General features: G+C 69.4%; 21 protein-coding genes. 9 read left to right on the top strand and 12 right to left on the bottom strand.

From position 1 onward, the window contains the following. Positions 1-194: 194 nt before the first annotated feature. A complete protein-coding gene (locus ABB55_RS27570) occupies positions 195-1,673 on the top strand; it encodes a sensor domain-containing diguanylate cyclase (RefSeq protein WP_054361699.1) in 1,479 nt (492 codons plus the stop codon). A 73-nt stretch (positions 1,674-1,746) separates the two neighbouring features. Here ABB55_RS27570 and ABB55_RS27565 read toward each other — a convergent pair whose 3' ends face one another. The 5 genes from ABB55_RS27565 to ABB55_RS27550 form a co-directional block, all read right to left on the bottom strand. Continuing rightward, complete coding sequence (locus ABB55_RS27565) at positions 1,747-3,810, bottom strand: oxidoreductase (protein WP_054361698.1); 2,064 nt, start codon at positions 3,808-3,810, stop codon at positions 1,747-1,749. Then, positions 3,811-4,245 carry a GFA family protein gene (locus tag ABB55_RS27560; protein ID WP_054361697.1) on the bottom strand — a complete coding sequence of 145 codons (435 nt, stop codon included), beginning with the start codon at positions 4,243-4,245 and terminating at the stop codon, positions 3,811-3,813. Continuing rightward, entirely contained in the window at positions 4,242-4,523 is a 282-nt protein-coding gene (locus ABB55_RS29345; RefSeq protein WP_083464007.1) for a cysteine-rich CWC family protein, read from the bottom strand. Before ABB55_RS29345 ends, ABB55_RS27560 begins: the two co-directional genes overlap by 4 nt. Before the next feature lie 131 nt (positions 4,524-4,654). Next, entirely contained in the window at positions 4,655-6,811 is a 2,157-nt protein-coding gene (locus tag ABB55_RS27555) for a methyl-accepting chemotaxis protein (protein ID WP_054361696.1), read from the bottom strand. 149 nt (positions 6,812-6,960) lie between these two features. Next, the gene (locus ABB55_RS27550; RefSeq protein WP_054362335.1) at positions 6,961-9,384 is read right to left on the bottom strand and encodes a GcvT family protein; all 2,424 of its coding nucleotides are present in this window, start codon (positions 9,382-9,384) and stop codon (positions 6,961-6,963) included. A gap of 113 nt (positions 9,385-9,497) precedes the next feature. On the opposite strand from ABB55_RS27550, the gene ABB55_RS27545 reads away from it, so the two are divergent. Further along, a complete protein-coding gene (locus ABB55_RS27545; protein WP_054361695.1) occupies positions 9,498-9,695 on the top strand; it encodes a type II toxin-antitoxin system HicA family toxin in 198 nt (65 codons plus the stop codon). Between the two features lie 33 nt (positions 9,696-9,728). Next, the gene (locus tag ABB55_RS27540) at positions 9,729-10,142 is read left to right on the top strand and encodes a type II toxin-antitoxin system HicB family antitoxin (RefSeq protein ID WP_054361694.1); all 414 of its coding nucleotides are present in this window, start codon (positions 9,729-9,731) and stop codon (positions 10,140-10,142) included. Positions 10,143-10,236: 94 nt separating this feature from the next. Here ABB55_RS27540 and ABB55_RS27535 read toward each other — a convergent pair whose 3' ends face one another. Continuing rightward, positions 10,237-10,692 carry a GNAT family N-acetyltransferase gene (locus tag ABB55_RS27535; protein WP_054361693.1) on the bottom strand — a complete coding sequence of 152 codons (456 nt, stop codon included), beginning with the start codon at positions 10,690-10,692 and terminating at the stop codon, positions 10,237-10,239. 2 nt (positions 10,693-10,694) lie between these two features. Beyond that, positions 10,695-12,269: a trimethylamine methyltransferase family protein gene (locus tag ABB55_RS27530; protein ID WP_054361692.1), complete on the bottom strand. Its 1,575-nt coding sequence runs from the start codon at positions 12,267-12,269 to the stop codon at positions 10,695-10,697. Between the two features lie 178 nt (positions 12,270-12,447). On the opposite strand from ABB55_RS27530, the gene ABB55_RS27525 reads away from it, so the two are divergent. The 4 genes from ABB55_RS27525 to ABB55_RS27510 all read left to right on the top strand — a co-directional run bounded on the left by ABB55_RS27525 (position 12,448) and on the right by ABB55_RS27510 (position 17,318). After that, positions 12,448-13,596, top strand: a complete 1,149-nt coding sequence (locus ABB55_RS27525; RefSeq protein ID WP_054361691.1) for an iron-containing alcohol dehydrogenase — start codon at positions 12,448-12,450, stop codon at positions 13,594-13,596. Between the two features lie 71 nt (positions 13,597-13,667). Continuing rightward, positions 13,668-15,176 carry an aldehyde dehydrogenase gene (locus ABB55_RS27520; RefSeq protein ID WP_054361690.1) on the top strand — a complete coding sequence of 503 codons (1,509 nt, stop codon included), beginning with the start codon at positions 13,668-13,670 and terminating at the stop codon, positions 15,174-15,176. Positions 15,177-15,228: 52 nt separating this feature from the next. Next, positions 15,229-16,338, top strand: coding sequence for a mandelate racemase/muconate lactonizing enzyme family protein (locus ABB55_RS27515; RefSeq protein ID WP_054361689.1), 1,110 nt, complete (start codon positions 15,229-15,231; stop codon positions 16,336-16,338). A gap of 29 nt (positions 16,339-16,367) precedes the next feature. Beyond that, entirely contained in the window at positions 16,368-17,318 is a 951-nt protein-coding gene (locus ABB55_RS27510; RefSeq protein WP_054361688.1) for a LysR substrate-binding domain-containing protein, read from the top strand. Between the two features lie 109 nt (positions 17,319-17,427). On the opposite strand, the gene ABB55_RS27505 is transcribed toward ABB55_RS27510, so the two are convergent. After that, positions 17,428-18,789, bottom strand: coding sequence for an esterase-like activity of phytase family protein (locus tag ABB55_RS27505; RefSeq protein WP_054361687.1), 1,362 nt, complete (start codon positions 18,787-18,789; stop codon positions 17,428-17,430). Between the two features lie 202 nt (positions 18,790-18,991). On the opposite strand from ABB55_RS27505, the gene ABB55_RS27500 reads away from it, so the two are divergent. Further along, the gene (locus ABB55_RS27500) at positions 18,992-20,176 is read left to right on the top strand and encodes an MFS transporter (protein ID WP_054361686.1); all 1,185 of its coding nucleotides are present in this window, start codon (positions 18,992-18,994) and stop codon (positions 20,174-20,176) included. Between the two features lie 10 nt (positions 20,177-20,186). Beyond that, a complete protein-coding gene (locus ABB55_RS27495) occupies positions 20,187-21,083 on the top strand; it encodes a DMT family transporter (protein WP_054361685.1) in 897 nt (298 codons plus the stop codon). 56 nt (positions 21,084-21,139) lie between these two features. On the opposite strand, the gene ABB55_RS27490 is transcribed toward ABB55_RS27495, so the two are convergent. From ABB55_RS27490 to argE, 4 genes are all read right to left on the bottom strand, one after another. Further along, positions 21,140-22,156, bottom strand: coding sequence for a hypothetical protein (locus tag ABB55_RS27490; RefSeq protein ID WP_054361684.1), 1,017 nt, complete (start codon positions 22,154-22,156; stop codon positions 21,140-21,142). 184 nt (positions 22,157-22,340) lie between these two features. Continuing rightward, a complete protein-coding gene (locus tag ABB55_RS27485; RefSeq protein ID WP_054361683.1) occupies positions 22,341-22,631 on the bottom strand; it encodes a YARHG domain-containing protein in 291 nt (96 codons plus the stop codon). 164 nt (positions 22,632-22,795) lie between these two features. After that, on the bottom strand, positions 22,796-23,335 hold the full coding sequence (locus ABB55_RS27480; RefSeq protein WP_054362334.1) for a formaldehyde-activating enzyme: 540 nt from the start codon (positions 23,333-23,335) through the stop codon (positions 22,796-22,798). Positions 23,336-23,489: 154 nt separating this feature from the next. Next, the gene (gene argE, locus ABB55_RS27475; protein WP_054361682.1) at positions 23,490-24,677 is read right to left on the bottom strand and encodes an acetylornithine deacetylase; all 1,188 of its coding nucleotides are present in this window, start codon (positions 24,675-24,677) and stop codon (positions 23,490-23,492) included. Positions 24,678-24,718: the final 41 nt, after the last annotated feature.

Below are 24,718 nucleotides of genomic sequence, written 5' to 3'. Positions count from 1 at the left end.
ATTCGACATTATTGCCACCGAAATACCTCAATGCGTTTCTTTTATTTTATTGTGACAGGCTTCCACTCGGCGTAGCCTGAATACTCTCTGATTCACGCTGGCACTACGCTCGGGAACACAAATTCCACGCCGCCATCAACGGTTCGTTAGCCGGGCGGCCGTAACCTTGCCGGCGATTCACAGGGACGAAATGCATGGACAAGCTGCAGGAGAGCAGGACGACGGCGGTCTACGATCACGTCACGATGTTCGAGCTTGCGCCGGTTTCGCTGTGGCTCGAAGACTATAGCGGTCTCAGGCGGCTGTTCGATGCCTGGCGCGCGGCCGGAATTTCCGACCTGCGCGCCTATCTCGGCGAGGATCGGGCGCGGGTGCAGGCCTGTTCGGCCGAGATCCGCATCGTCGAGGTCAACCGCCGCACGCTCGACCTGTTCGGTGCCGCGGACCGCGACGATCTGGTTCGCAATCTGCCGGTCGTCTTTCGCGACGAGATGTTGTCGACCCATATCGACGAACTGGTCCAGCTCTGGTCCGGCGCGACCCGCTTCGGCGGCGACACCGTGAACTACCGGCTCGACGGCCGCCGGCTCGACGTCCATCTCCAGGGCACCATCCTGCCCGGGCACGAGGCGACCTGGGACCGCGTCCTGGTCGCCATCGAGGACATTTCCGAGCGCGAGTATGCGCGCAAGCGGCAGGCCGCCAGCGAGGCCTATGCGCAGGGGCTGTTCGAGCATTCCCCGGTCTCGCTGTGGGTCGAGGATTTCAGCCGGATCAAGCAGCTGCTCGACGGGCTGCGCCAGCGCGGCATCGCCGATTTCCGCGTCTTCACCGATGTCCATCCGGAATTCGTCAACCAGTGCGCCTCGGAAATCCGCGTCATCGATGTCAACAAGCGCACGCTCGACATGTTCGGCGCTCCGGATCGCGCGACCCTCTTGCGCCATCTGCCCGACATCTTCCGCGACGCCATGGTGCGGGACTTCCGCGAGCAGCTGATCCAGCTCTGGGACGGGCACCTGTTCCACACGCGGGAGGTCGTCAACTACACGATCGAAGGCGACGAGCTGCATCTCCTGCTGCAGTTCTCCGTGCTGCCCGGCCACGAGCGGGACTGGTCGCTGGTCCAGATCGCGCTGACCGACATCACCGCGCGCAAGAAGGCCGAGGCCTATCTCGAATATCTCGGCCGCCACGACGTGCTGACGCAGCTTCTCAACCGGGCCCACTATTCGGAAGAGATGAAGCGGCTCGAACGCAAGAAGCTGTTCCCGGTCTCGATCGTCATCGCCGACCTCAACGGCCTGAAGACCGCCAACGACAGCTTCGGCCATGCGGCCGGCGACAGCCTCTTACGGCGCGCCGGCGAGGTGCTCAACAAGGTCACCGAGGCGCCCGCCAGCGCCGCCCGCATCGGCGGCGACGAGTTCGCGCTGCTGCTGCCGTTCACCGACGAGCGCGGAACCGGTGAGATCATCAAGCAGGTCCGCAACCTGGTCCAGTTGAACAACCAGTTCTATCCCGGCCAGCCGCTCAGCTTCGCCATCGGCGCGGCGACGGCCTTGCCGGGCGAAAGCCTGGAACAGGCCGCACGCCGGGCCGATCTCGCGATGTATGCCGACAAGCGGGCCCAGAAGCTGTCGTCCGGGCCGCTCTGCGAAGCGGCCGAGTGACGCCGCGGGGGCCGAGCCCCCGTCGGCCCCGTCTTTCGCCGACCGGCCGCACGGTGACGGTCGGCTCTCCCGGTCAGGCCAGATCCTTGGCGATGCGCATGCCGTCGAAGACGGCGGCGTGGATGTTGCGCGAGGCGACCGCGTCGCCGATCCGGTAGAGGCGGAAGCCCTGCCCCGCCGGTGCCGGCTGCGCGGTCCCGGCGACGAAGGCCTTGTAGTCGACCGCACCGCCATTCGACGACAGCGGCTTCAGCGCGAAATAGAGATCCTCCAGCGGCAGCGTACCGTGCTCGACCACGATCTGGTCGGCCCGCTTCTCGACCAGCCCGCCGCCATATTCCTGCTCGAACACGCCGACGAGGCCGTTGCCGTCGCGCCGCACCGCGCGCAGGCGCAGATTGAGCGTGGTCGCCACGCCATGCTTGGAGAAGGCGCGGAAATAGACCGGATAGTTGGTGCCGCCGACCTCCGGCGCCAGCGTGCGCTCCGGCGTGACGACCTCCAGCTTCGCGCCGGCTTCCGCGATCGCCTCGGCGGCGGTCATGCCCGGATGGTTGCCGTTGTCGTCATAGAGAATGACCGTCTCGGCCGGCTTCACCGTGCCGGACAGAATGTCCCAGGTCGTCGTCACCAGGTCGGCACCGGAATCGAGGAACTCGACATTCGGCAAGCCGCCCGTGGCGACGATCACGACATCAGGCGATTCCGCCGTGACGTCTGATACTTCCGCGTAGGTGTTGAAGCGGAACTGGACCCCGTGGCGGGCGCATTGCTCCAGCCGCCAGTCGACGATGCCCTGGATCTCGCGCCGGCGCTTCAGCCCGGCCGCGACCCGAATCTGGCCGCCGGCCGCGTCCGCCGCCTCGAACACCGTCACGGCGTGGCCGCGTGCCGCCGCCACCCAGGCCGCCTCCAGCCCGGCCGGACCGGCCCCGACGACGACCACCTTCAGCGCCCGCGGCGCCTTCTCGGTGATCTCGTGCGGAATGAAGCCTTCGCGGCCGGTCGCCGGATTGTGGATGCACAGCGCGTCGCCGCCGAAATAGATCCGGTCGATGCAGTAGCCCATGCCGACGCAGGGACGGATCTCGTTCTCGCGGCCCTCGGCGACCTTCCGGCCGATATGCGGATCGGCGATATGGGCCCGCGTCATGCCGACCATGTCGAGCTTGCCGGTTGCGACCGCGTGTCGGGCCGTCGCCACGTCCTGGATGCGCGCCGCGTGGAAGACCGGGAATTTCGTCGTCTCGCGCACCGTGCCGGCGAAATCGAGATGCGGCGCCGAGCGGTAGCCCATGCCGGGGATGACGTGCGACAGCGCCTCGTCGGTATCGATATGGCCGCGGATCACATTGATGAAGTCGATCAGCCCGGAACCGGCCAGCCGGCGGGCGATGTCGAGCCCTTCCTCCTGGCTGAGACCCCGGTCCCAATCCTCGTCGCAGACCATCCGGGTGCCGACGATGAAATCCGGACCGACCCGATCGCGCACCGCCTTCAGCACCTCCATGCCGAAGCGCAGGCGATTCTCCAGGCTGCCGCCATACTGGTCGTCGCGGGTATTGGTGGCCGGCGACCAGAACTGATCGATCAGGTGCCCGTACATCTCGAATTCGAGACCGTCGAGGCCGCCCGCCTTCACCCGCTCGGCCGCATCGGCATAGTCGGCGATGATGCGGGCCAGATCCCAGTCCTCGGCCGCCTTCGGAAAGGCGCGATGGGCCGGCTCGCGCACCGGCGACGGCGCCACCACCGGCAGCCAGCCGTCCTTGTTCCAGCCCGTGCGCCGGCCGAGATGGGTGATCTGGATCATCACCGCCGCGCCGGCCTCGTGCACGTCGTCGCTGAGCGCCTTCAGCCACGGCACCACCTCGTCCTTGTAGAGGACGATGTTGCCGAAGGCCTGCGGGCTGTCATGGGACACGACCGAGGAGCCGCCGATCATGGTCAGCGCGATGCCGCCCCGCGCCTTCTCGGCGTGATAGCGCCGGTAGCGGTCTTTCGGCATGCCGTCTTCGGTGTAGTAGGGCTCATGCGCCGTCGACATGAAGCGGTTGCGAAGCGTCAGGTGCTTCAGGCGGAACGGCTGGAGCAACGGGTCTTTCGATGCCGTATGGGACGGGACGGGCGCGTTCATTCAATGCTCCGGCAGCTGGGGGACGGCTTCGGCGATGGCGTAATAGTCGCCGGCATAGTCGCAATAGATGTGCCGCTCGATGCACAGGCCCGTCGGCCCGTCGAGCGTTCCGGCGGTGATCGAGATGCGCCCTTCCCCGGCCGGCTTCCAGAAGAGATTGCTGCCGCAAAGGCGGCAGAAACCGCGCTCGGCCTTCTCGGAGGAGCGGAACCAGGCCAGGCAGTCGTCGTGCGTCAGCACGAAGCGTTCGAGCGGAACCGAGGTCATCGCCGCATAGTGCCCGCTGGTCTTGCGGCACTGGACGCAATGGCAGGCGACGACGGCCCGCAGCGGCGCCTTCGCCTCGTAGCGCACCGCCCCGCATAGGCAGCCGCCGGACCGGACGTCGTCGGATTGCAGGTTGTGTTTCGCTTCGGATTGCGGTGCCGTGCTCATCGACAGGCCTCGCCGGCCCGGTCCACCGCGGAGCCCGGCGAATCAGCCGGCTGCGCTTGCGGCCCATGGCCGAGCGCGGTCAGTTCTGCCGCGACGATCCGGATGCAGTCGGGGCACAGACAATCGTCGAAGGGGCCGACGCCCGCCGGCAGGGGCACGGGCAGCCGGAACGCCTCCTGGCCGCACCAGCAGCGCCCGCTGCCGTCGTTGCGGCATCCAAACTCAGCGCCGCAGCGCGAGCAGGCGATCCTTCGAGACGCAGCGGCAGCACTCGGCATGGCCCCTCCCCGGTCGGAATCCACTGTCCGACCGGACGTCGCCGCTCGCTATCGAGAAGGCGACATCCGGCGGCGAAGCGTCGACGCGGATGGGAGGTCTGCGCCGGCCGGGGGCCTGCCGGTCGCGCGGATCACGCCGCGTCGAGATGGGCGAGGAAGCGGCGCAGACCGTCCTGCAGGTCATTGGCCTGGCCGCCGAGCCGGCGCGCCTGGGCGACGACGCCGTCGGCGGCGCCTTCCGTCGAGACGACCGCCGAACGCACCTCGCCGATATTGGAGGTGACGATGCCGGTGCGGCGCGAGGCGTCGCCGGCCGAGGTGGTGATCGCCCGCGTCGCCTCGGTCTGTTCCTCGACGGCCTCGGCAACCGAGCGCACCGCGCCGCCGATATCGCCGACCACCTGCCGGATGGTCTCGATCGCCTCGACGGCATCGCCGGTCACCCGCCGCATGGCCGCGATCTGGCCGGCGATCTCCTCGGTCGCCTTGGAGGTCTGGCCGGCAAGCGCCTTGACCTCGGAGGCGACGACCGCGAAGCCGCGCCCGGCCTCGCCGGCCCGCGCCGCCTCGATGGTGGCATTGAGCGCAAGCAGATTGGTCTGGCCGGCAATGCCCTGGATGATGTCGACCACGGTCCCGATCCGGTCCGCGGTATTCGACAGCGAGGCGACGATCTCGTTGGTCGAAGCCGCACGCCGGTCGGCCTCGCCGGCGACCGCGCCCGACCGGGCGATCAGTTCGGAGACCCGGCGCAGCGAGCCGAACAGCTGCTCGGAAGCCGAGGCGACGCTGCTCACGTCCTGGCTGGCATCCTGCGACGCATCGGCGACCGTGGTCGACTGCGCGGCCGACCGGCGCGCCAGCGTCGCCATGGCGCCGGCAGCCGTCTCCAGATCGACCGCCGCACGCCCGACCGATTCGGCGACGCCGCCGACCCGGGCCTCGAACTCCCGGGCAAGCCGCGTCGTCGATTCGCGCCGCTCGCGGTCGCGCATCTGGCGTTCGGCCTCCGCGACGCGGCCGCGCTCCAGCGCCTGCTGCTCGGTCGAAGTCTTGATGGTCTCCACGGCGCGCGCGATCTCGCCGATTTCGTCCTGGCGCGACCGGCCCTGGATCTCGGCGGCGAGATCGCCGCTGGCGATCGCCTTGAGGGCCGCGGTCAGCCGCAGGATCGGCCGGGTGATGCTGAGCGCGACCAGGATGCCGATCAGGACGGTGGCGGCGAGGATGGCGGCGCCGACCAGCCCCATGGTCCGGCTGATCGAGTCCGCGGCCGCCTGGGCCTCGGCGACGGACTTGTCCGCCACGATGGTCCAGGTCGTCCCGAACAGGCCGACCTCGGCGGTGCGCGCGAGACGTGGTTCGCCCGCCACCGCGTAGTGCAGCGTCCCGGAGGCGGCAGAGAAGTTCGCCGGCAGTCCGAGGTCCGCGGCCGGCAGGCCGGCGGTGGGCTTGCCCGCCAGCGGCGCGTCGGAGCGCAGCACACCGTCGGCGCCGACCGCGAAGGTCTGCCCGGTCTCGCCGAGCCCCTTCCGGTCGGCCAGCACGCGGTCGAAGATCGACGGTGTCAGGCGGACGACGACATAGCCGGCCCGGACATTGGCCTGGGCCTCGCCCATGGCGACATTCGCCTTCTTGACCACGGCCCGGCCGATGAAGGCCGACGGCAGCCCGTCGCCGCCCGGCGCATAGGCCGAGAAATCCTCGAACACGGCCTTGTCGTCCGCAGCCGCCTTCAGCGCGGCGAAGACGCGGGCAAGGCCGGTCCCGGCCAGGCTGCGATCCGCGACATCGAGGCCGAATTCGCCGGCCTTGGTCACCGAATAGACCACCCGGCCATCCTTGTTCAGAAACAGGATGTCGGCGTAGCCGCCGGTGCGGGTCAACTGCTGCGCGGCGCCGTGCATCTTGGCGTGGCGGACGCCGTAGACCTTGCCGAGCTTGGCGCCATCCCGCGCGATGCGCTCGGCCGCGGCCCCTTCCGTGAAATGGGCGCGGACGACATCGTAGTCCGGCTTGCCGGGCACCAGATTCTCGTCGAGATCGACCAGGCTGCCGCCGATCAGGCGATCCGCCACCATCGCCGCGGTGTCGATGTCGATCCGCTCCGCGACCAGAGCCAGGCTCAGTTCGCGGGCGGTGGCGGCCTGCGCCAACCGCTCGGAGGCCTCGTCTTCGAGCGCGTTGCGCGCGCCCGACCAACCGATCCCACCCATGACCGCCGCGCTTGCGACAGCCAGGGCCACCAGCGCGAAGGGAAGCCGGACACGAAGCGAAGCAAGCATCATCGGGATGTCCTGAGTGACGGTTGGATGGCAAGACGACGTCGCCACCGTCTCAACCGGTTCAGGATAAGTGATGCCGCGCTAACATTGTCCTTACGGAATGTAACGACATGTCAGCCTCGATGCCGCGGATTGTCGCAGCGGACTCAAGCTCACATGCGCATCCGGCTGCCCTTCGGATCGAACAGCGGTTCGGACAGCAGGCGCGCCGGCCGGCGCTCGCCGATGATCTCGATCTCGTAGGCCGCCGACGGATCGGACGCGCCGGCCTCGACATAGCCGAGCGCCACCGAAACGCCCGAGGCATGGGCGTAGCCGCCCGAGGTGACCCAGCCGACCACCGTGCCGTCGCGCCAGATCGGCTCGTCGCCGATCACGTCGGCATCGAGCGCATCGACCACGAAGGTGTTGAGCAGCCGCTCCGGCCCCTTGTCGCGGGCGGCGAGCAGCGCGTCGCGGCCGATATAGCCGGTCTTCTGGGTCGAGACGAAGCGCTCCAGCCGCGCCTCCCAGGGCGTATAGATCGGCCGGTATTCGCGCGACCAGGACCCGAAGCTCTTCTCCAGCCGGAGCGAATTCAGCGCCCGGGCACCGAACGGCCTGAGGCCGAGATCGGCGCCGTTGGCGACGAGGAGGTCGAGCAGCGTGCGCTGGTGCTCCGGCTTGACCCAAAGCTCGTAGCCGAGATCGCCCGTATAGGTGACCCGGCCGACCAGGGCCGGCAGCGTGCCGAGATCGAATTCGGCGACATCCATGAACCGGAAGCCTGCGGCGGAGACGTCGCGCGCGGCGATGCGCGTCATCAGTTCGCGCGATTTCGGCCCGGCGATCTGGAAGCCGGTGAGACCGAGGCCGAGCGAACGGACGGAGACGCCGGCCGGCGCCGCGGCCAGGAACCAGCGCATGTGATAGGCCTCCGCGAGGCTCGATCCGAAGATCACGAAGCGCTCGTCGGACAGCCGGCCGACGGTGAAGTCGCCGATCAGACGGCCGGCCGGATTGAGCATCGGCGTCAGCACCATGCGCCCGGCCGCCGGCAGGCGGTTCGGCAGCAGCCGGTCGAGGAAGCCTTCGGCGCCGGCCCCGGTCACCTCGTATTTGGCGAAGTTGGAGATCTCCAGGAGGCCGACCGCCTCGCGCACCGCCCTACATTCGGCGCCGACATGGGCGAAATCGTTCGACCGGCGGAACGAGAAGTCGTCCTTCGCCTCCTCGGGCGACGGCGCGAACCACAGCGCGTGTTCCAGGCCGCACAGATCGCCCATGACCGCGTTCATGCCGACGAGCCGGTCATAGACCGGCGTCGTGCGGAACGGCCGCGCCGCCGGCAGTTCCTCGTTGGGGAAGCGGATGCGGAAGCGGCGGGAATAGTTCTCGCGCACCTTCGCATTGGTGTGGCCGAGCGTGGTCCAGTCGCCATAGCGGGCGACATCCATGCCGAACACGTCGAAGCCCGGATCGCCGTCGACGATCCAGTTCGACAGCGCCAGACCGACGCCGCCGCCCTGGCTGAACCCGGCCATCACCCCGCAGGCGACCCAGTAGTTCTGAACGCCGCGGATCGGGCCGACCAGCGGATTGCCGTCGGGCGCGAAGGTGAAGGGTCCGTTGATGATCCGGCGGATGCCGGCCCGGGCATAGGCAGGGAAATGCTCGAAGCCGACCTCGAGCGAGGGCGCGATGCGGTCGAGATCCGGCTCGAGCAGGTTCTGCCCGAAATCCCACGGCGTGGTTTTCTCGCTCCAGGGCTTGCAGGCCTTCTCGTAGGTGCCGAGCAGCATGCCGCCGCGTTCCTGGCGGGTGTAGATCTCGCCCTCGAAATCGAGCGCGGTGATCACCTCCTTGCCGGTCGCGGCGTTGATCTCGGCGACCTCGGGCATGTCCTCGGTCAGGAGATACATGTGCTCCATGGCCAGGATCGGCAGTTCCAGCCCGATCATGCGCCCGCATTCGCGCGCCCACAGGCCGCCGGCATTGACCACATGCTCGGCATGGACCGTGCCCTGCTCGGTGATCACGTCCCAGGTGCCGTCGGCACGCTGGCGGGTATCGATCACCCGGTTGCGCAGCACGATCTCGGCGCCGTTGATCTTGGCCGACTTGGCATAGGCGTGGGTGGTGCCGTAGGGGTCGAGATGGCCCTCGAACGGGTCGTACATGGCACCGACGAACTTAGCCTCGTCGATCAGCGGCATCAGCCGCTTGGCCTCCGCGGCCGAGATGATCTCGGTATGCATGCCGAGATAGCGGCCGCGGGCATGGGCCATCTTGAGCCATTCCATGCGCTCGCGCGTGCCGGCCAGCATGACGCCGCCGGTCAGGTGCAGCCCGCAGGACTGGCCGGAGATCGCCTCGATCTCCTTGTAGAGCTCGACCGTGTATTGCTGCAGCTTGGCGACGTTCGGATCGCCGTTCAGCGTGTGGAAGCCGCCGGCGGCGTGCCAGGTCGAACCGGCGGTCAGCTCCGCCCGCTCGATCAGCATCACGTCCGTCCAGCCGCGCTTGGTCAGGTGATAGAGCACCGAGCAGCCGACCACACCACCGCCGATGACGACAACACGGGTCGAGGATCTCATGGTCTTGGCTCCGGATTGCATCTCAAGGTAGAATTTTCAGATCTTGGGATTGTCGGCGCACGGTCGGGGCTTGTCCCGACATCTTGCGCAAATATATACACAGGGGCGACGCGATGCCGTCGATCGAACGCGACCTGCGCCGGATACGGCAACGCCTGTCGGAAGAGGGCTGGACCATCGTGCGCCAGGACGGTCCGCACGACGTGTTCAGGCATCCGGATCGCAAGGGAGTCGTGGTGGTCCCGCGCCATCGGGGCGAACTGGCCACCGGCACGGCGCGTTCGATTGCACAACAGGCCGGCTGGCTGTGAGCTGTCGGCCAGCGCGGTGACCTGGAGGGTCCCATGAAGCACTTTGTCGGCATCGTCGAAAAGGAACCCGGCTCCTTGTGGAGCATCTGGTTTCCCGACTGCCCGGGCTGCACGACCGCCGCCGAAGACTTCGAGACCGCCGTGGGACAGGCGAAGGACGCCCTCCGGCTTTGGGTCGACGCAGCGGCCGACGACGGCGGTGCCGTCATCCTTCCCCGCACGCTCGACCAGTTGCGGACGGATCCGGCCGTCCTGGAGGCGCTCGCGCAGGGTCATGCGGCGATCCTCGTGCCGCTGATCCAGGAATCCGGGCGCTCGGTTCGCGCCAACATCTCGCTCGATGCCGGCCTGCTGCAGTCGATCGACATGGCCGCCAAGGCGCGCGGCCTGACCCGCTCGGCCTTCCTGGCCTCGGCGGCGCGCGAGAAGATCCTCGCCGAGGTCTGAACCGCCTCGGGGGACGCCCCAAAGGCCACCCCAAAGCCCGCCCCGGAAGCCGCCCGCCGCACCGCCAGACGGGCCGCCCGGAGATTGGCCGGCGTCACAGCGCCAGGTCATAGGTGACCCATCGCGTCTTCATCGCCAGCCGGTCGTAGACCTTGCGGGCGCGGGCATTGTCCTCTGCGGTGATCCAGCGGATCACACTCCAACCGCGGGCGCGGCCGATCTCGGCGATCCGGCCGATCAGCGCATCCGCCGCGCCCGATCCGCGCGCCGCCTCCGACACGAAAAGATCGTCCAGGAAGCCGCCGGTGGTGGCGGAGAGCGGGCGCGCGAAGGCCCGGAAATGGGCGATGCCGACCGGCCGGCCGGCGGCGTCGACCGCCACCAGCCCCTCGACCTGATGGGCCGGATCCATCAGCCAGGACCAGACCGTGTCGCGCATCGCCGGCGTCTGGGTCACCCGATAGAAATCGGCATAGCCGGCATAGAGGTCGTCCCAGGCCGCGCGATGCTCGGGGGCGGTCGGCAGGATCCGGATGGCGTCCGTCGTCATGATCAGAAATCCGTCGGGGCGCCGCCCTCGGCCTTGCGGCGGGCGACGAAGGCGGCCAGCTCCTCGGCCACGGCCGGATCGATCGCCGGTTCGGCATAGCCGGCCAGCTTGTCCCGGTAGAGCCGCTCGGCCGTGTCGTAGGCGGTCGGGCTGCCGGCCTCGCGCCAGGTCTCGTAGTTGCGCCAGTCGGAGATCATCGGCGCGAAGAAGGCGGTGCGGTAGCGCGCCTGGGTATGGGCGCAGCCGAAGAAGTGCCCGCCCGGCCCGACCTCGCGCATGGCGTCGAGCGCCAGGCTGTCGGCATCGACCACCAGGGGGGTGAGGAATTCGGCGACCATGCCGAGCATGTCGGCATCGAGCACCATCTTCTCGAACGAGGCGTGCAGCCCGCCTTCCATCCAGCCGGCGCCGTGCATGAGCAGGTTGGCGCCGCCCATGATCGCGCCCCACAGCGAGAAGACGCTCTCATAGGCCGCCTGGGCATCGAGCGTATTGGCCGCGCAGGCATTGGACGACCGGTAGGGCAGACCGTAGCGCCGGGCGAGCTGGCCGCCGAGCAGGGCCGATTTCATGTATTCCGGCGTCCCGAATGCCGGCGCGCCGGACTTCATGTCGACATTCGACGTGAAGCCGCCATAGACGAAGGGCGCGCCGGGCCGGACCGTCTGGGCGAGCACCAGGCCGGCGAGCGCCTCGGCATTCTGCTGGGCGACCGCGCCGGCGATGGTGACCGGCGCCATGGCGCCGGCGAGCGTGAAAGGCGTCAGCACCGTCACCTGGTTGGCGCGCGCCATCTGGATGACGCCTTCCAGCATCGGCGCGTCGAGCCGCAGCGGCGAGGACGAATTGATGATGGTGAAGACCGAGGGCTCGCGCTCCAGCTGCTCGCGCGGGATGCCGCGCGCGATCCGGGCCATCTCGATGCCGTCGACGATGCGCTCGCGGCCGAGCGCATAGGCGTGGATCGGCTTGTCGGTCAGCGTCAGCATGTCGTAGAGCGCGTCGAGATGCCGGATCGAGGCATGCAGGTCGGCCGGCTCGGTCGGGTAGCCGGCGACGATGTGGATCGCATCGAGCGCCTGGCAGAGCCGCACCAGGTTCTGGAAATCGGCCCGGTTGCCCGGCCGCCGGCCGCCCTGCCGGTCGGCCACGTTGGGGGTCGAGGCGACCGACCCGAAGGCGACATAGCCGTCGCCGAGCATCATGTCCCGGTCGGGGTTGCGGGCATGCAGCCGGAAGCTCGACGGCGCGCGGCCGATCACGCTCTCGACGAGGCCGCGATCGAAGCGCACGCGCTCGGAATCCGGATCCACGTCCGCCCCGGCCGCCTTCAGGATGGCGCGCGCCTCGACATGGAGGAAATCCATGCCGATCTCTTCGAGCACCGTCAGCGAGGCCTGGTGGATCGCCTCCAGCTCGTCCGCCGAAACGGCGCTGACCGGGGCGAAGGGCAGGCGCGGCTGCGGCTTGCGGGCGGCCTGCGGCGCGGCCCGGGTCCGCTCCTCGCGTCCGCGCCGGCCGCGGCGCTCGCCGGCCGGGGCTCCGGTCTCCTGGGGGACTGCCGTCTCGATGGTCATGGATCGCCTTGTCGCCGCGCGGATTCCGCCGCCGTCGACCGGAAACTGCCCTGTCGGGGGCCGCGCGAAAAGGGTCGCCGTGACAGGATCGCATTTTTGGATCGCGGCATCGAATAAATGGCGCTCCCGAAGCCCCGGCGCTTCTCTAAACCTTGGCCGGTCAACCGGAGTGAACCGCATGAGCCGTTGGGACCTCGCCATGAGCCCGCATGTCACCGGCGGTGCCGGCGCGCGTCAGGCCGTCGGAGCCCTGACGGCGGCCCGCACCGGACCGGGCGCGGCGGTGCTGCTCGTCGCCGATCCCGGCCTCGCCGCCACGCCGCTGATCGGCGAGGTCACGGCCTCGCTCGCCGCCGCCGGTCTCGGCGTCACGGTCTTCTCGGACTTCACCGGCGATCCGACCGCCGCCCAGGTCGATGCGGCCGCCGACATGGCGCGCCGCACGGGAGCCCGCGCCGTGGTCGCGCTCGGCGGCGGCTCGGCACTCGATCTCGGCAAGGCGGTCGGCGCGATCGCCGGCGACACCGCCCCGGCCGTCGCCTACCAGCTGTGCGAACGCGACTTCCCGGCCGCGACGCTCGCCCGCATCTGCATCCCGACCACCTCCGGCACCGGCTCGGAGGCGACCCGGACGGCGATCGTGACCCGCGCCGACAAGGCCAAGGTCTGGCTCTGGGGCGACGCGATCAAGGCGCACGAGATCATCCTCGATCCGGAGACCACGCTGTCGCTGCCCGCGCATCTGACCGCCCAGACCGGCATCGACGCCCTGGTCCATGCGCTTGAGGCCGCCACCAACGGCAACGCGAACGCCGCCAACAATCTCTACGCCCATGAGGCGATCCGGTTGGCGAGCCGGAACCTGGAGGCCGCCGTTGCGGACGGCAGCGACCTCGCCGCGCGCGACGGCCTGCAGCGCTCGGCCTGGCTCGCCGGCATCGCGATCGACAATGGCGGCACCGCCGTCGCCCACACGATCGGCCATGCACTCGCCTCGCTGCGGCCGCTGCATCACGGCCGCTCGGTCGCGCTCGGCATGATCGCGACGCTCGCCTGGAACCTCGCCGACGACGACGGCCGCTTCGATGCCGCCGCCCGGGCGATGGGCCTCGCCGGCGCCCGCGACCTGCCCGAGGCCTTCGAGCGACTGACCCGTTCGGTCGGCATCAAGGTCTCGCTCGCGGACGAATTCGCCGGCGTGACGCCGGACGCGCTCGCCGCCCAGATGGCGCGGCCGGAAAATGCCGCCATGCGCCTGTCCAACCGCCGCAGGATCGAGGACGGCGATCTCCTCGTCTTCGCCGAACGGGTGCTGACCCAGGCCTGATGCCCACTTGCGGGCACCCTGCAGGCGCGTGGCCCGGCCGCCGCGCTGCAGCCGGAACGGAGAGGAATGCCATGCTCGACCGCCCGACGACCCGTGCCGGCTGGGAGGCCCGCGCCGCCGACCTGAAGCCGGAAGGCCGCGCCTTCATCGACGGCCGCCTTGTCCCGGCCCGGTCCGGCCGGACCTTCGAGAAGCGCTCGCCGGTCGACGGCCGGATCATCGCCGCGGTCGCCGATTGCGACGCGGCCGATGTCGATGCCGCGGTCGCCGCCGCGCGCGCCGCCTTCGAGGACGGCCGCTGGCGCAACCTGCCGCCGGCCGAGAAGAAGCGCATCCTGCTCGCCTTCGCCGACAGGATCCGCGCCGATCTCGATCATCTCGCCCTCCTGGAGACGCTCGATGTCGGCAAGGTGATCGGCAATGCACTCGCCGTGGACGTGCCCTTCTGCGCCAACTGCCTGCAATATTACGCGGAATTCGCCGACAAGCTGTATGACGAGATCGCCCCGGTCGGCCCCGACGACACGGCGCTCGTGCGCAAGGAACCGCTCGGCGTCATCGGCGCGATCGTGCCGTGGAACTATCCGCTGATCATCTCCGCCTGGAAGATCGGCCCGGCCTTGGTGGCGGGCAATTCGGTCGTCCTGAAGCCGGCCGAGCAGTCGCCGCTGTCCGCCATCCGCCTCGGCCAACTGGCCAAGGAGGCCGGCCTGCCCGACGGCGTGCTCAACATCGTGCCCGGTTTCGGCGAAAGCGCCGGCCAGCCGCTGGCCCTCCACCCGGACGTGGACATGATCTCCTTCACCGGCTCGACCGAGGTCGGCAAGCTGATGATGGTCTATGCCGGCCAGTCCAACATGAAGCGCGTGGCGCTCGAATGCGGCGGCAAGAGCCCGCATGTGGTCATGGCCGACGCCGATCTCGACGCGGCCGCCGAGGGCATCGCCTGGGGCATCTTCTATAACCAAGGCGAGACCTGCCATGCCGGCTCGCGCGTCCTGGTCCATCGCAGCGTCCAGGCCGCGCTGGTCGAGAAGATCGCGGCCGTCGCCAAGGCGCAGATCCCGCTCGGCCATGCCCTCGACCCGGCCGCCCAGATGGGCGCGCTGGTCGAGCCCCGCCACCTGGAGCGGGTGCTCGGCTATGTCGAGACCGGCCGCGCCGAGGGCGCCCGCATCGCCTGCGGCGGCCGACGCGCCACCGCGGACGGGCTGGAGGCCGGGCTCTACATGGAGGCGACCATCCTGGACGATGTCGCGCCGAATGCCCGCGTCGCCCGGGAGGAGATCTTCGGCCCGGTGCTGGTCGTGACGCCGTTCGAAACCGAGGCCGACGCGGTTCGGCTCGCCAACGATTCCATCTACGGCCTCGCCGCGGCGGTCTGGACGGCCGACATGAACGCCGCGCACCGGCTGACCCGATCGATCCGCGCCGGCACGGTGTGGGTCAACTGCTTCGACCGATCCTCGCTCGCGACCCCGTTCGGCGGCTTCAAGCAGTCCGGTTTCGGCCGCGACCGCAGCCCGCATGCGATCGAGAAATACATGGATTTCAAGACGGTCTGGACCGCCTACCGGTGAGACCAGCCGGAAGCGGCACTCAAGAACCGACTGCGAGGGGCAGGAACGCGCGATGAAGATCACCGCCATCGAGATCACCCATCACCGCCTGCCGCTCGACCCGCCCTTCAATGCCAGCTGGGATACAAGGCCGCGCACCCATTTCGATGCCACCATCGTGCGCGTGAAGACCGACGAGGGCATCGAGGGCATCGCGTCGGGCGACACCATGACCGGCTTTGCCGGCCACGAGCCGATGTTCGTCGGCCAGGACCCGCTCGCCATCGAGCGCCACTACCGCATCCTGTCCAACATCCAGTTCCACTACGGCCGCTGCTGGCCGCTCGATCTGGCGCTGTGGGATCTCGCCGGCAAGATCGCCGGCCAGCCGGTCTGGAAGCTGCTCGGCGGCCTCAGCGACCGGGTCCGCGCCTATGCCTCCTCGGGCACCTTGCGGGCGCCGGCCGCGCTCGCGGATGCGGCCGAGGCCTATTTGGCGCAGGGCTTCAAGGCGCTCAAGATCCGCTTCCACCGCGGCGACTGGCGCGCCGACGTGGCCGCGCTCGAAGCCGTGCGGGCGCGGGTCGGCGACCGGCTGGAGCTTATGGTCGACTGCAACCAGGGCTGGCGCATGTCCTGGGACGCCTATGCGCCCTGGTCGCTCAAGGACGCGCTCCAGGTCGCCCGCGAGATGGAGCGGATCGGCGTCTACTGGATGGAGGAACCGCTGTTCCGCGCCGATCGCGACGGCATGCGGCGGCTGCGCGAGATGGTCGACGTGCGTATCGCCGGCGGCGAGATGACCCGCGAGATCTACGAGTTCCGCGACCTGATCCGCGACGGCTGCCTCGACGTGGTCCAGCCCGACGCCGCGCTGGTCGGCGGCATCTCGGGCCTGCGCCGCGTCGCCGCCATGGCGGAGGCCGCCAATCTGGTGTTCACGCCGCATACCTGGACCAACGGCATGGGGGTGGTCGCCAACGCGCATCTGACCTGCGGGCTTGCCGACGCGCCCTTCATGGAATTCCCGTTCGATCCGCCGGAATGGTCGCTCGATCGGCGCGACTTCCCGATGCGGGCGCCGCTCACCATCGATGCCGACGGCTTCGTGGTGCTGTCCGACCGGCCCGGGATGGGCTACGAACTGGACGAAGACCGGCTCGCGGCGACCCGCATCGGCTGACCGCCGGCCGGCGACCCCGAGGATCCCGCATGGACCGTCGCTGGCTGCCGCTCAATGCGCTCCGGGCCTTCGAGGCCGCCGGGCGCCACCGCAGCTTTACCGCCGCCGCCCAGTCGCTGATGGTGACGCAATCCGCCGTCAGCCGGCATGTCATCGGGCTCGAAGACCTGCTCGGCATCCAGCTGTTCGAGCGCAAGCCGCACCAGCTCGCGCTGACCGATGCCGGCCGCCGCATCCTGCCGGTGGTGACGCGCTCCTTCGACCGCATCGACGAGGTGCTGGAGGAGGTGCGCGCCGACAAGGGCACGCCGCGTCGCGCGCTCAAGGTGCTGCTGCCGCACACCTTCGCCCACCAGCTGGCGATCCCGATGCTGAAGGACTTCCGCGCCGAGCATCCCGATATCGGCATCGACCTCGACAGCCGCACCGTCGCCGGGCCGATGGAGCGCAGCGCCGATGTGGCGGTGGTCTATTCCGAGCCGAAGGTCACCGACCGCGTGCTCGATCTCCTGTGGATGGTGCGCCTGACGATCCTCTGCCACCCGGACGTGGCCGCGACCGCCCGGCCCGGCGATCTCGCCGGCTTCCTCGGCGCCCACGACCTGCTCCATGTCCGCCTCGACGAGCGGCCGAAGACCTATCTCTGGGACATGTTCGCCCGCTCGGCCGGCTGCCCGGACCTGAAGACCGACCGCGGCCTCGTCTTCGACACCGCCCAGATGGCGGCCGGCTATGCGATGGCGGGCGAGGGCCTCGCGCTGGTCGATCCGCTGCTCTTTCGCGAGGAGATCGCCGCCGGCCGGCTCGTCCGCCCGGTCGACCTGATGATCGACGACGGCTACGGCTACTATCTCGCCACCGACCCGGACGATCTCGGCGAGACGGCGGTCTCGATCTTCCGCTCCTGGCTGATCCGCCGCTTCTCCGCGCCGCCCTTCACGACCGGCGGCCGCTCCACTCCGGACGGCAACGCGCCCTGATGCCGTCGCCCGCGACGAACCCATCGCGCGCGACAAGCCCGTCGCCCCCCCTGAAACGCGAAAGCCGCGCGGCACGGGTCCGCGCGGCCTCCGCTTGCAGTCGACGCACTCACTTGGCGGCAAGCAGATCCTTGACTTCGAGCAGGACGAACTCGTTGTCGTCCGCCTTGTTCGGCTCGCGACCGGCCGAGAAGGGCAGATTGTTGTCGTTGCCGACCACGATCAGGCCGGCCGCGGCATCGACCACGTCGACATTCTCGATGGTCACGAAGGGCATGGCGAGCTTGCCGCCCCGGCCGCCCTGGCGGGCGAGTTCGCGCGGGTCCTGGATGGCGAGCAGGTCGATGTCGCCGATCTTGCGCACCAGGCCGCCGACATTGGCGTCGGAGAACTCGACCTTCACGATGCGCTTGTACTTGGCCACGTCCTCGAAGCAGTCGGGCTTCTTCTCGCCGGCCGGGCAGGCCTTGTCGGCGGTACCTTCGCCATTGTCGCGCTCGATGATCAGGCCGGTGGTGGCGTCGATCATGTTGAAGTCGCCGATGGCGTTGCCGTTGGCGGCGAGCTGGTACTTCCAGGACCGGCCGGTCCACTTCTCGGCCTGCACGTCGAATTCGAGCACGCGCAGCACTTCCTTGCCGTCGACGGTCTCAAAGGCCTTCTTGCCCTCGTCCCAGATCGGGCCTTCCAGCAGCGCATACAGGAACTTGCCGTCGGGCGACTGGGCCATGCCCTCGAAGCCCTTGGAGCGGCGCACCTGGAAGGCGACCGGGGCGCCCGGCATGGCCGGGGTGGTGACCGCATAGTGGTCCGGCGACTTCACGACCTTGCCGTCGACTTCCGTCTCGAACACCGCCTCGACCCGGCCGTTGGCATCGGTCCGAACGAGATAGGGGCCGAGTTCCTCGCCGATCCAGAGCTTGCCGGCGATCGGCTGGATCGACTCGATGTCGAAGTCGGCGCCGGTCAGATAGCGCTCGCGGGTGCCCTCGTTCATGATCCGGAACGGAACCTTCTTGTCCGGGTCGGTCAGGAAGGTGGTGGCGCTGCGCTCGACCTTGCCACCGGCGAAGTCGATCTTCAGCCGGTGCACCATCAGGGCGGCGTCGGGCGAGTTGCCCTTGGAACCGAAACCGTTGTCGGTCAGCACGAGATACTCGCCGTTGCCGAGCGAGCGGATGCCCGAGAAGCCCTGCACGGCCTGGCCTTTGAACGGCAGCGAGAGGCCGGTCGGGCGGATGCCGGACTTGCCCATGACCGAGCCGATCGCGTCGGTGCGGCGGCCGCCCTGCGTGAACTTCGCGGAGGTCTTGAGGTCGTCCGGCGCATCGGCCGGGGCGTCGACGAAGCTCGCCGCCGGCAGCACGGCGTGGCCCATCAGGGTGGCCTTGAAGGACTTCGGCTCGCCGTCGGCGAGGGCGGCGGTGGCGAGCGTCAGGCTCGCGAGGATCGCGGCGAGGCAGGTGCGCATGGCAGTCTCCCGGAGTGGTCGGTCGGATCGAAAGCGGTGCGCCACCTTTCCCCGGGGCCGATGACGGGCGTGCGAAAGACCGCCGTCAGATTGATGACAGGTTGGGGAATGACGGCCGCGGACAAGTCCCGTCGCAATTTCGTTCGGATCGCAGGCCAAGGGTCTGGCATCCTGACCCTCTGATTCTCCCCGGATTTTCGCCTTGGCCTCCGCCTATCGCTCCGTCGCCGCGCTGCTCGTGTCGGTGTTCCTGCTCCTGTCGGGCAACGGCCTGCTGTTGACCATCATCCCGCTCGGCGCGCGGGCGCACGGCCACAGCGAGATCGAGATCGGCTTCCTCGGCTCGGCCTATTTCGTCGGCATGCTGATCGGGGCGGTGATCAACCCGGCCGCGGTGCGTCGCTCCGGCCATGCGCGCGCCTATACGGCCTCGGTCGCGCTGGCCGTCATCGCCACGCTCGGCTTCGCGGTCTTCCACCAGCCCTGGGCCTGGATCCTGTTCCGCGGCGTGCTCGGCTTCTGCTTCGCCGGCCTCTATGCGACGGTCGAAAGCTGGCTGCAGGGCAAGTCCGAGAATGCGGTGCGCGGCCGGGTGTTGGCGGCCTACAGCGTGGTGCAATATGCCGGCTGGGCGGTCGGCAACCAGTTGATCGGCCTCGACGAGCCGACCTCGTTCACGCTCTTCTCCGGCGCCGCGGCGCTCCTCGCCGCCGCCATCCTGCCGGTCATGATCACCAACGAGGATCCGCCCGAACGGCCCGCCTCGCCGGAACTGCCGCTGCGCTGGCTGTGGCGCACCAGCCCGATCGGCATCGTCGGCGTCTTTCTGATCGGCGCCGCCAACGGCCCGTTCTGGAGCCTGACGCCGATCTACGCCGCCGGGATCGGGCTCACCTCGGGCGAGGTCGGCACCTTCATGACCATGCTGACGATCGGCTCGGCCCTGCTGCAGATCCCGATCGGGCGCCTGTCGGATCGCACCGACCGGCGCGCCGTGCTGGTCGGGCTGGTCGTCGCCACGGGCCTGATCGAGCTGTTCCTGGCCCTCGCCGGCCCCCTGCCCCGCATGCTGCTCTATGGCGTCGGGCTGGCGATCGGATCGGTGCTGGCGACGCAATATTACGTGTTGGTCTCGCATGTGAACGATCGCAGCGGACCCGAGCGCGCGGTCGGGGTTGCCGCCGTGCTGCTGCTCGCCTATTGCGTCGGCGCCATCGCCGGGCCGGTGACGGCCGGCTATGCCATGTCGAAGCTCGGCCCGGGCGGCCTCCATGTCCATAACGCGGTGGTGCATGCCGTGCTGGCGGCCTATGTCATCTGGCGCATGCTGGCGGCCTCCGCGCCGCCGGCGACCGTCTCCGCCGCCCCCGCGCGGTCGCCCAATTGAGGATGCTTGCATGACCCGGGCCGCGCTCGTCGGTTCCCTGATGGCGCTCACCGCCGGCATCCTGTGGAGCTTCGGCGTCCTCACCGTCCGTTTCGCCGCGGACTCCGACCCGTTCCAGTATCTGATCTGGCGCGGCATCGGCGTGCTGATCGCGATGGAGACGATTTCGCTGGTCAGCGGCCAGGGCCTCCTGCTGCCGCGCTTCCTGAAGAGCGACGGGCTCGGCATCCTGGCCGCCGCCGGGCTGGTGCTCGCCGCGGTCGCCTTCATCTTCGCGCTGAAATCGACCACGGTCGCGGCCGCGGTCTTCTTCTCGTCGACCGCGCCGCTGCAGACCGCGATCCTCGCCCGCATCGTGCTCGGCGAGCGGCTCGGGCTGGTCGGCACCGCCGCCATCCTGATCGGGCTGGCCGGCCTCGTCGTGATGGTCGGCGGCGAACTCGGCTCGGGCAGCCTCGCCGGCAATCTCGGCGGCCTGCTGTCGGCCTTCGGCTTCGCCGTCTATGCGGTCTGCGTGCGCGTCGGCAAGGGGCGCGACTGGGCGCCGGTGCTGTCGGGCTACGGGCTCCTGACGCTGGTCGTCTGCGTCGCCACCACGCTCGTCAACGGCCGTCCGCTCGTCGTGCCGCCCTTCGACGCCGCCATGGCGTTGATCCACGGCGCGGTCCTGATCGGCATCGGCACGATCCTGTTCAACCGTGCCGCCCGCGTGGTGCCCGCGGTCGGTCTGACCGTGCTGGCGCAGACCGAAACCGTCTTCGCGCCGCTCTGGGTCTATCTGGTGCTGGCCGAGACGCCGCGCACGTCGAGCCTGATCGGCGGCGCGCTGATCCTCGCCGCCATCCTGCTGCGCGCCCTCGCCCCGGCCAAGGACCCCGTGCCGGCCCTCGGCAGTGGGCCGACCTGAGCAGACGCGATCGGCACATCCGTCAGGCCGCCCGCCCGACCCGGGCGATGCTTTGGCTACGCCGCTCGTTCGAGCCGGGCGACGACCGCCTCGACCGGCACCGGCAGGCGGCCGTGGCCGGAGCGCAGGAACTCGACCAGCGCCATCTCGGCGCGGCTGAGCCGGCCGTTGCGGCCCATGCGGGCGACCAGCCAGTCGACCTCGCCGTCGCTCAGCCGCTCGGCCTCCTCGATCGCGCGGGCCCGGCGGGCATTGGTCTCGCGATGGGCCTGCTCGACCTTGTCGCCGAGGCTCTGCGTCAAGCCCTCGATCAGATTGCCGATCCCGGTCAGGCCGTCGACGAAGCGGTCCAGGAAGCTCGTGCCGTCGTCCGGCGCGTCGAGCCAGGCCTGCCGTCTGAGCGCGTCCTCGCGCGAGGGCGTCTCGTGCAGGACGGCGGCCATCAGATAGTTGCCGACCGCCTTGGCGAAGAGCGTGGCCCAGGTCTCGGCATTGTCGGCATGCCCGACGGCGTCGTCGATGTCGAACAGCGCCTCGGCCTCCTCGCGCGACACCGCCACACCGCCCTCGCCGCCCGCTCCGTAGAGGACCCGGCGCACCAGCGCGACCTCCGCCATGGTGATCTGCCCGGGGGCGAGCGCCCCATGCCGGGTCAGGCCGGAGCCGTCGACGACCGCGCGGCGGACCTCCTCCAGCGCCATGGCCGACAGGCGAAAGGGCACCGCGCGGGCGGTCTCCACGATGCGGACCAGGAGTTCCAGTTCGGTCTCGGAGCGGATGCGGCCATCCTCGTTGAGGCGCCCGATCAGCCATTGCGCGGTCTCGCCGCCGACATAGCCGTGCGGTTCGGTCTGCATCACGACATGATCGGTCATGGCCTCGACGAAGAAGTCCGACCAGTCGGGCACCACCTCGCGCACGCGCTGCTCGAGGTCGAAGACGAAATCGGCTTCGGCCGGGTCGACCAGCCCGTCGGCATAGTGGAGACCGCGCAGCGCGCGCACATCCTCGGGCTCGATGCGGCCGGTCGCGCTGACCCGGTCCAGAAGACTGCGCTTGTCGACGCTCGGCATGGGACGGCTCCTCCGCAAGTCCGTTGCCGGAGAAGCCTGCCCGTCCCGCTTTGAAACGGCGTTAAGACCGCCGCCGACGGCGCAACAGGCAGCCCCGCCGGCCGTCACGACCTGCGACTGGGCCTAGCAAAGGCTTAAGGCCGCTGGCCGGTCCGCACCACGGTCCCCCCCGCTGGCGGCCGCGTCACTTGCAGTATTTCTGCCGCTCGACCTGAACGATCAGCGCGATGGTGCGCCGCTCGGTGGAGCTGAGGCCGAGCGCGCTCTCGTTCGAGGTGACGCAGCCGGCATTGCCGAAGGTGCGGATGCCGCGCTCGGTCTGAAAGCAGTAGCCGCGCTCGTGATAGATCGAATTGCGCTCGTACCAGAGCTGCGGGCAGCTCATCGACCAGAAGTCCTGGGCGGCGGCCGGTGCGGCCCAGAGGACGAGCGAGGCGAGCGAACCGGCGGCGGCGAGCTTGCGCGAGACGATCATGGGGCGGGCTCCTCGTTGCGACGGGCTGGACCCGTCGGTCGGACCGACGGGCCTGTCCGGTCCGACCATGCGTCGGACCGATCACGGACACAAGACGGTCGCCCTACGGATGAAGGCCAACCGGATCGCGGCGGCCGGACAAGCCGCCGCCGAGCGGGCCGTCCTCAGTACTCGACCACGCCGTCGAGCGCGTAGTGCTTGACCGTCTTGCGGTTGGCGATCAGCTCGTCGATGGTCGGCTCGCCGCGCATGGCCCGGCCGATCGCGATCTTGGTCGCCTCGTGGTTGGTCCGGTAGAGATCGGCCTTGTCGAGATTGGCATCCTCCGCGCAGCGCGGATCGAGCCAGACCATGACGATCATGCACAGGTCGTCGAGCCCGTCCTTCGGCAGCACGCCCTCGATCACGCAATCGAGGATGGCGTCGCCGATCGCGCCCTGCACGACGCCGCCGAGCAGCTCGACATATTCGGCCGTGTGGATCGTCGCCTTGGTGGTCATCATGGTCGCCGGGCGGACCATCTGGTTGAGGTCGCGCACCACGAACATGCGGGTATGGCCGACCACCTGCCCCATCATCGAGGCGAAGGCCTGGCCGGCCGGGCCGCGCACGGAGCCGATCAGAACCTCCGGCATGGCGTCCGTCGCCTGCCCCTCGGCCGCCAGCACGGTCGCTTCGCCGGTGCGGAACCAGATCTCGCTCATCATTCGCCTCTCGGGGTCTGTCAGGGTGTGGTTGTGGGGTCTTCGCCGAGCCGGATAGCCCGCCGGGGCGGCGCGGTCGAGTGCGGCATGGGGACACGAGGCGGAAATCGATCTCCCCGCCGCGCCGTCGGCCCCGCCGCCTGCGCCCGAACGCTCAGCAGCAGCGTTCGATCAGCCGATCGATGAACCGCTCGCAGCGGCCGAGCTCGGCCATCTCGATGAACTCGTCCGGACGGTGCGCCTGCTCGATCGAGCCGGGACCGACCACGATCGACGGCACCCCGGCCATGTGGACGAACAGTCCGGCCTCGGTGCCGTAGGCGACCTTGGCATGGTCGTTGCGGCCGGCCAGCGCCTTGGCCATCGGAATGACCGCGGAGCCGAGGTCGGTATCGAAGCCGGGCGTGCCGTTGACCAGCTCGATGACGATGCCGGTCGCCGGATCGATCGCCTTCATGCGCGGCTCCAGCACGTCGCGCGCGAAGCTGCGCACCTCGTCCTCGAAGGTCTGGTGCGAGATGCCCGGCAGCATGCGGAACTCGAAGGCGAATTCGCAGGATTCGGGCACGATGTTGAGCACGGTGCCGCCGGTGATCACGCCGGTATGGGCGGTCGAAACCGGAATGTCGAAGGCCTCGTCGCGCGGACCCTCCGCGAAGCGGCGGTTGATGTCGCGGATCTTGAGGATCAGTTCGGCCGCGTAGTCGATCGCGTTGACGCCGGCCGGCGCCAGCGAGGAATGCACCGGCTTGCCGGTGACGACGACCCTGTAGTTGTGCTTGCCCTTGTGGGCGACGATCACCTGCATGCTGGTCGGCTCGCCGATGAAGGCGGCAACGGGCGCGACAGGCGCCAGATCGCCGATCCGTTCCAGCGCATAGCGCACGCCGATGCAGCCGATCTCCTCGTCATGGCTGAAGCAGAGATGGATCGGCCGCTTGAGCGACGCCTGCAGCATGTCCGGCACCTTGGCCAGCGCGACGGCGAGGAAGCCCTTCATGTCGGTCGTGCCGCGGCCGTAGAGCCGGCCGTCGCGCTCGACCAGACGGAAGGGGTCGGACGCCCAGTCCTGCCCGTCGACCGGGACCGTGTCGGTATGGCCGGACAGCACGTAGCCGGCCTGATCGGCGGGGCCGATGGTCGCCCAGAGATTGGCCTTGGTGCCGGTCGGATCGTAGACGCGGGTCGAGCGGACGCCGCGATTGGCGAGATAGTCTTCTACCCAGGCGATCAGCGGGATGTTGGAATTTCGGCTGGTCGTATCGAAGGAAACGAGGTCGCGAAGAATGTCGACGCTCGCGGCGCTGGCGGGCCGGGTCCCGGCGGTGGTGTTCGACGTCATGATCCCATGGACTTCCGTGGTTCGGAAGTGAGGCATCCTAT

The sequence above is a fragment of the Prosthecodimorpha hirschii genome, from assembly GCF_001305515.1.
GTDB lineage: Bacteria > Pseudomonadota > Alphaproteobacteria > Rhizobiales > Ancalomicrobiaceae > Prosthecodimorpha > Prosthecodimorpha hirschii.
This window is presented reverse-complemented; position numbering and strand designations above follow the sequence as displayed.